Source organism: Phenylobacterium sp. (genome assembly GCF_044236515.1).
GTDB lineage: Bacteria > Pseudomonadota > Alphaproteobacteria > Caulobacterales > Caulobacteraceae > Phenylobacterium.
This window is the reverse complement of the sequence record NZ_JBIIGK010000182.1, coordinates 1-5,209: the sequence shown is the minus strand read 5'-3', so window position 1 is coordinate 5,209 and position 5,209 is coordinate 1. Positions and strand designations below refer to the sequence as shown.

The 5,209-nt window shown below is 71.3% G+C and carries 6 protein-coding genes; 5 read left to right on the top strand and 1 reads right to left on the bottom strand.

Annotation, left to right across the window (positions count from 1 at the left end):
• The 5 genes from ACILRF_RS14290 to ACILRF_RS14270 form a co-directional block, all read left to right on the top strand.
• The coding region (locus ACILRF_RS14290; RefSeq protein ID WP_395674031.1) for a TonB-dependent receptor at positions 1-1,481 on the top strand (1,481 nt) is incomplete at its 5' end.
• A gap of 11 nt (positions 1,482-1,492) precedes the next feature.
• Positions 1,493-3,232 carry an amidohydrolase gene (locus ACILRF_RS14285; protein ID WP_395674029.1) on the top strand — a complete coding sequence of 580 codons (1,740 nt, stop codon included), beginning with the start codon at positions 1,493-1,495 and terminating at the stop codon, positions 3,230-3,232.
• The gene (locus tag ACILRF_RS14280; protein ID WP_395674028.1) at positions 3,232-3,957 is read left to right on the top strand and encodes a cupin domain-containing protein; all 726 of its coding nucleotides are present in this window, start codon (positions 3,232-3,234) and stop codon (positions 3,955-3,957) included. Before ACILRF_RS14285 ends, ACILRF_RS14280 begins: the two co-directional genes overlap by 1 nt.
• A 42-nt stretch (positions 3,958-3,999) precedes the next feature.
• Positions 4,000-4,332 (top strand): hypothetical protein, encoded by a 333-nt coding sequence (locus ACILRF_RS14275; RefSeq protein ID WP_395674026.1) that lies wholly within the window; start codon positions 4,000-4,002, stop codon positions 4,330-4,332.
• A 76-nt stretch (positions 4,333-4,408) separates the two neighbouring features.
• Complete coding sequence (locus ACILRF_RS14270) at positions 4,409-4,699, top strand: hypothetical protein (protein ID WP_395674024.1); 291 nt, start codon at positions 4,409-4,411, stop codon at positions 4,697-4,699.
• Positions 4,700-4,747: 48 nt separating this feature from the next.
• Here the strand turns inward: ACILRF_RS14270 and ACILRF_RS14265 are convergent.
• The coding region (locus ACILRF_RS14265) for a hypothetical protein (protein ID WP_395674022.1) at positions 4,748-5,209 on the bottom strand (462 nt) is incomplete at its 5' end.

Sequence of the window (5,209 nt, the reverse complement as noted above, 5' to 3'; positions counted from 1 at the left end):
GCTACGTCTACAACAAGCGCGACTACACGCTCGACTTCACGCTCGGCAACATGACCGTCTACGGCTCGCTGCCGTGGGTGCCGGCTGGCGGCCGGGTGTCCAACTGGAACATCGACACCCAGAAGAGTTTCACCCAGGAGTTCCGCGCCTCGATCGGCTCCAAGGAGGACCGGTTCAGCGGCACGGTCGGCCTGTTCTACAATTTCCAGCGGCAGTTCGAGAACGAGTACGCCGAGTGGAACAACTTCACCCAGCTGCAGTCGTTCTTCTTCATCCCGCCCGCCACCACCCCGTTCGGCCCGCAGTACGCCAACTGGCAGAACATCTGGGGCACGCCGATGATCGGCCCCAACGGCGCTGGCTATTTCGACTACGTCATCAAGTCCAAGGAGCGTCAGTCCTCGGCCTTCGCCCAGTTTGACTTCAAGCTGACGCCGCGCCTCACGCTGACCGCCGGCCTGCGCTACTCGGTGAACCAGCTGAAGTACTCGCTCGACGCCGACGGCCCGATCAACAACACCAACGCCCCGTTCGGCGCCCCGTGCCCGACCGGCCAGACCTGCGTGTTCAACGCGCCGGGTCCCTTCGCCCCGTCGTTCGCCCAGGCCAACGAAGAGGTCACCGAGAACATCTTCACGCCGAAGATCGGGCTCAGCTTCCAGGCCGACGAGCGCAACCTGTTCTACGCCTCGGCCAGCAAGGGCTTCCGTCCCGGCGCCGCCCAGGCGCCGCTGCCGACCGGCTGTAACGGCGACCTCGCCGCCTTCGGCTTCTTCGACAGCAACGGGCGTCCGGCGACCCCGCCGACCATCGAGTCCGACAGCCTGTGGAGCTACGAGGCCGGCGCGAAGAACCGCCTGCTCGGCGGCGCCCTGGTCCTCGACACCAGCGTCTACCTGATCAAGTGGAAGAACATCCAGACCAGCCTGCTGCTGCCGCAGTGCGGCTACGGCATCAACACCAACTTCGGCGCGGCGGAGGTCAAGGGCATCGACCTCGGCGCCACCTGGCAGGCTACGCCCAACCTGCTGCTGATGGGCAGCCTCGCCTACACCGACGCCACCCTGACCGAGGGCCTCGACAGCCCCTCCGGCGTCATCCTCGCCGAGGGCACGGCGGTGCCGGGCTCGGGTCCGCCGCTGAACGTCACGGTCGGCGCCCGGATCGAGCTGCCGTTCGCCGAGCAGTATCGACCGTACCTCCGCGTCGACGCGGTGGCCTTCTCCAAGGCCCGCCGCACCGGCCGGGCGGTGCGCGAGGCGTTCAACTTCGATCCGCTGCTGCAGCCGAACGATGCCTACACGATCGTCAACATGCGGGCCGGCTTCGAGCTCGAGAACGTCGAGGCCTCCCTGTTCGTCAACAACCTCCTCAACGAGGACAAGCTGCTCGACGTCCAGCACTCCTACCCCGCCTTCCAATGGCAGGGTCGCCCGATCCGTCCGCGGGTCATGGGCGTGACGGTCACCTACCGCTACTGATCGGAGAGCATATGCGCGTCGCCCGCCGGATGTTTCGATCCATTGTTCATGGGCTGGCGTTCGCGCTGCTCGGCCTGGCGGCGGCGACCTCCGCCGCTGCCCAGGCGAATCCGGCGCCGGACCTCGTCCTGACCAACGGGCGAATCTACACCGGCGCCGGCGCTGACCCCTGGGCCCAGGCCATCGGGCTCAAGGGTGACCGCATCGTCTTCGTCGGCCGCGCCGACCAGGCGTCCGCCCTGGCTGGCGCGGCCAGGGTGGTGGACCTGCGCGGCGGCTTCGTCATGCCGGGCATGTTCGACGCTCACATCCATCCGGGCATGGTCGCCGTCATGGGGCCCGGCCACCCCATCGTCGATTCCGTCGCGCCCAAGGGCGACCAGGACGGCCCGCTCCCGACCCGCACCAAGGCGGCCTTCTTCGCCGCCCTGCGCGAGCACGCCAGGAAGCGGCCGGACGAACAGCTCGTCCGCCTGTGCTGCTGGAACGTCGAACAGTTCGCCCCGAGCGGCCCCGACCGCCGCGAGCTCGACGCCATCTGGCCGAACACCCCGGTGGTGATCTTCGACAACTCCGGCCACAGCTACTGGGCCAACAGCACCATGCTGCGCCTGCTGGGCGTGACCAAGGCGACGCCGGACCTGACGCCCGTCTCGTTCATGACCCGCGACGCCCACGGCGAGCCGACCGGCTGGCTGAAAGAGTTCATCGCCACCGACAAGCTGGCGGCGCTGTGGTTGCTGCCCGACGACAAGCTCCGCCTGCGGATGAAGGCCTACCTCGATTTCCTGGCCCGCAACGGCGACACCGCGGTGTTCGACGGCGGCAACTACGGGCTCGAGGAACACATCTACAAGGCCGTCGCCGACCTCGACCGCGCCGGCCAGCTGCCGGTCCGCTACTTCGGGTCCTATCACATCTGGAAACCCGAGCAGTTCGACCTCGCCATCCCGACGCTGCGCCGCCTCCAGGCCGCCTACGGCACGTCCCACGTCACCATCAACACCGCCAAGATCCACTACGACGGCGTCGAGAACCTCGGCAGCGCCTGCGAGCCGATCCCCACCGCCGCCGACCCCGGCCGTCGCCGGGTCATCGCGCCCCGCGCCCGCCTGACGCGCTTCATCCGCGACCTCGACGACGCCGGCATGGACCTGCACATCCACGCCCTGACCGCCTGCGCCTCCGACGAGGCCCTCGACGCCATCGAGGACGCCCGCAAGCAGCTCGGTCGGCCGCTGCGCATCCACGTCGCCATCTGCCACCTGGCCCATGTCGACGCCGCCAACATCGCCCGCTTCCGCGAGCTCGACGTCACCGCCAACTTCACTTCCCAGTGGTTCGGCGGCGCCTGGGGCGCGGGCGAGGGCTTCCGCCAGCCGATGGGCAGCATCCTCCGGACCGGCGCCAACGTCTCGGCCGGCAGCGACATCCTCTACGACAGCGGCATCTCGACCACCCGCCCGCTGATCGGCGTGCAACAGAGCATGACCCGCGCGCCCAGTCCCGGCGGCCCGGTCAACCAGGCGGCCGAACGGCTGACCCTGGCGGAGGCCCTCTTCTCCTACACCCTCGGCGGCGCCCGCCAGCAGGGCGTCGGCGACCAGATCGGCACCCTCGAGGCGGGCAAGCGCGCCGATCTCGTCGTCCTCGGCGCCGACCCCTTCCAGGCCGACCCCTTCGACGTCGCCAAGATCCCGGTCCGGGCGGTGCTGATGGACGGCGCGGTCACCGCCGGCAGCCTCGACTGATGCGCGCGCTCGCCCTGGCGCTCCTCCTCGCCGCCGCGCCGGCGGCCGCGGTCGCCGAGGCGCCGCTGAAGATCCTGCGCTTCCAGCCCGACGGCCCGCATCCGGGCGCGATGAAGACCTACGGCTACGGCGCCTCGAAAATCTACATCTACGACGGCGCCATGAACGGCCCCTCGGCCGGCGCCTGGTCCTCGCCCGACCTCTCCAGCCCGATGGCGCGCTGGAACTTCGCCTCCTACATCAAAGTGCTGGAGGGCGAGGTCACCTTCCGCCCCAAGTCCGGCCCCGACATGACCTTCCGGCCGGGCGAGTCGATCTTCTTCCCGCGCGGCACGGAGTTCTCCTGGTTCCGCACGCGGGACCTGAAGGAATATTTCGTCGTCTTCGACTTCGCCCCGCCGGGCGCCCCGGCTCCGGTCGCAGACCCGCAGGTCGTCCGCCTCGATCCCGCCGGCCCGCCGCGCGACATCTACAAGGGCCCGAACGGCGCGGCCATGCGCCTGTGGACGACCCCGCCGGTGACCACCCCCGCCGCCCACGTCGCCGCGAACCCCGAGCTGCTGGTCTTCCTCGAGGGGCACGTCACCCTCCGCACCGCGTCCGGCCAGGTCGAGCGCTTCGGCCCCGGCGACGTCGCCCTGACCCCGCGCGGCCTCGCCTACACCTGGACCAGCGACGCCGCCCGCCTCTACCGCGTCGTCCTCGACAACCCCGCGCCCCGCTAGCCGGCCCTCGACCTCCGCGCGCCGCCGCGCTACCCCGGCGCCATGGCCCGCCCCAAGCACACCGTCCCGGAGTTCGACATCGTCGTCGACGCCGAGCCCTACGTCTGGCGCCTGCAGCGCAAGCCGCGCTGGTCGTCCGACCCCAAGGAGCGCCACGGCATGGCGCTGGCCGTCCGCCACAAGGAAGGCCAGCGCGAGGCGGTCCTCGAGTTCCCCTTCGGTCCCCAGCCGCGGTTCGGCGCGCCGCAGCTGCAGCCGGCCCAGATCGACACCCGTCTCGTCGCCCGCGCCATCGCCTCGGCCATCGCCGCCGGCTGGGAGCCGCTGTCCCGCGGCAAGACCGTCACCATCGTCGTCGACGCCGACGGGGCCTGATCTTCCGGCGAGATCGGCCATGGACATCCGGCCCGTTCCGCCCAACCTTGGCCGCTCCACCAACCGGAGAGCACCGATGCGTATCCTGACCCTGGCCGCCGTGGCCGCCGCCGCCCTGTCCCTCGCCGCCTGCTCGCAGAAGACCGAAGAGAGCGCCGCCGCCACCGGCGACGCCGCCGCCTCGACCGCCGCCGCGGCCGGCGACACCGCCATGTCCGCCGCCGGCGACGCGGCCACTAACACCGCCGCCGCCGCCGACGCGGCCGCCGCCAACACCGCCGCTGCGGCGAACACGGCCGCCGCCAACGCCCAGGCCGCCGGCGCCGCCGCCGACGCCGCCGTCACCACCCCGGCCGAAGCCCACTAAGCCTCGCGCTACCTCCCCGCCGCCCCGCGCGGCGGGGAAACCGCACGCCTAGTCGACCTCCTGCCAGCCATCGGGCCCCAGGACCTCCTTCACCACCCGGCCGCCCTCGTGGTCGATGGTCAGAGACACGGTCCGCGCCTGCCCCGTCGCCGGGTCGACGTCGCGCTCGAACCGCCGGACCAGGATGGTCTGCGCCGGCGGCGCCTCCTTCGCCGGCTCGGCCGCCTTCAGCCGATAGACCCGCGGCGCCATCACCCCCGCCATCCAGCGCAGGTGCCCCAGCCGCACCTGGGTCAGGTACGCCGTCTCCGGCGTCGCCGCCTCGGCCAGCTCCCAGCCGTGGTCGCAGAACCAGTCGGCCCGCGCCGCCATCCCCTCGCGCACCAGGTCGTCGAACCCCGCCACGTGCGCGCGCCAGTAGCGCACGGTCGACATCGACGGCATCGCCCGGTCGCGGGTGATCGACGTCAGGCTCTCGCCGCCGCACAGCCGCTCGAAGATCGCCTCCGC

Coding starts and splice junctions, on each gene's coding strand:
- ACILRF_RS14285 (WP_395674029.1), top strand. CDS start 1,493: ATGCGCGTCGCCCGCCGGATGTTTCGATCCATTGTTCATGGGCTGGCG.
- ACILRF_RS14280 (WP_395674028.1), top strand. CDS start 3,232: ATGCGCGCGCTCGCCCTGGCGCTCCTCCTCGCCGCCGCGCCGGCGGCC.
- ACILRF_RS14275 (WP_395674026.1), top strand. CDS start 4,000: ATGGCCCGCCCCAAGCACACCGTCCCGGAGTTCGACATCGTCGTCGAC.
- ACILRF_RS14270 (WP_395674024.1), top strand. CDS start 4,409: ATGCGTATCCTGACCCTGGCCGCCGTGGCCGCCGCCGCCCTGTCCCTC.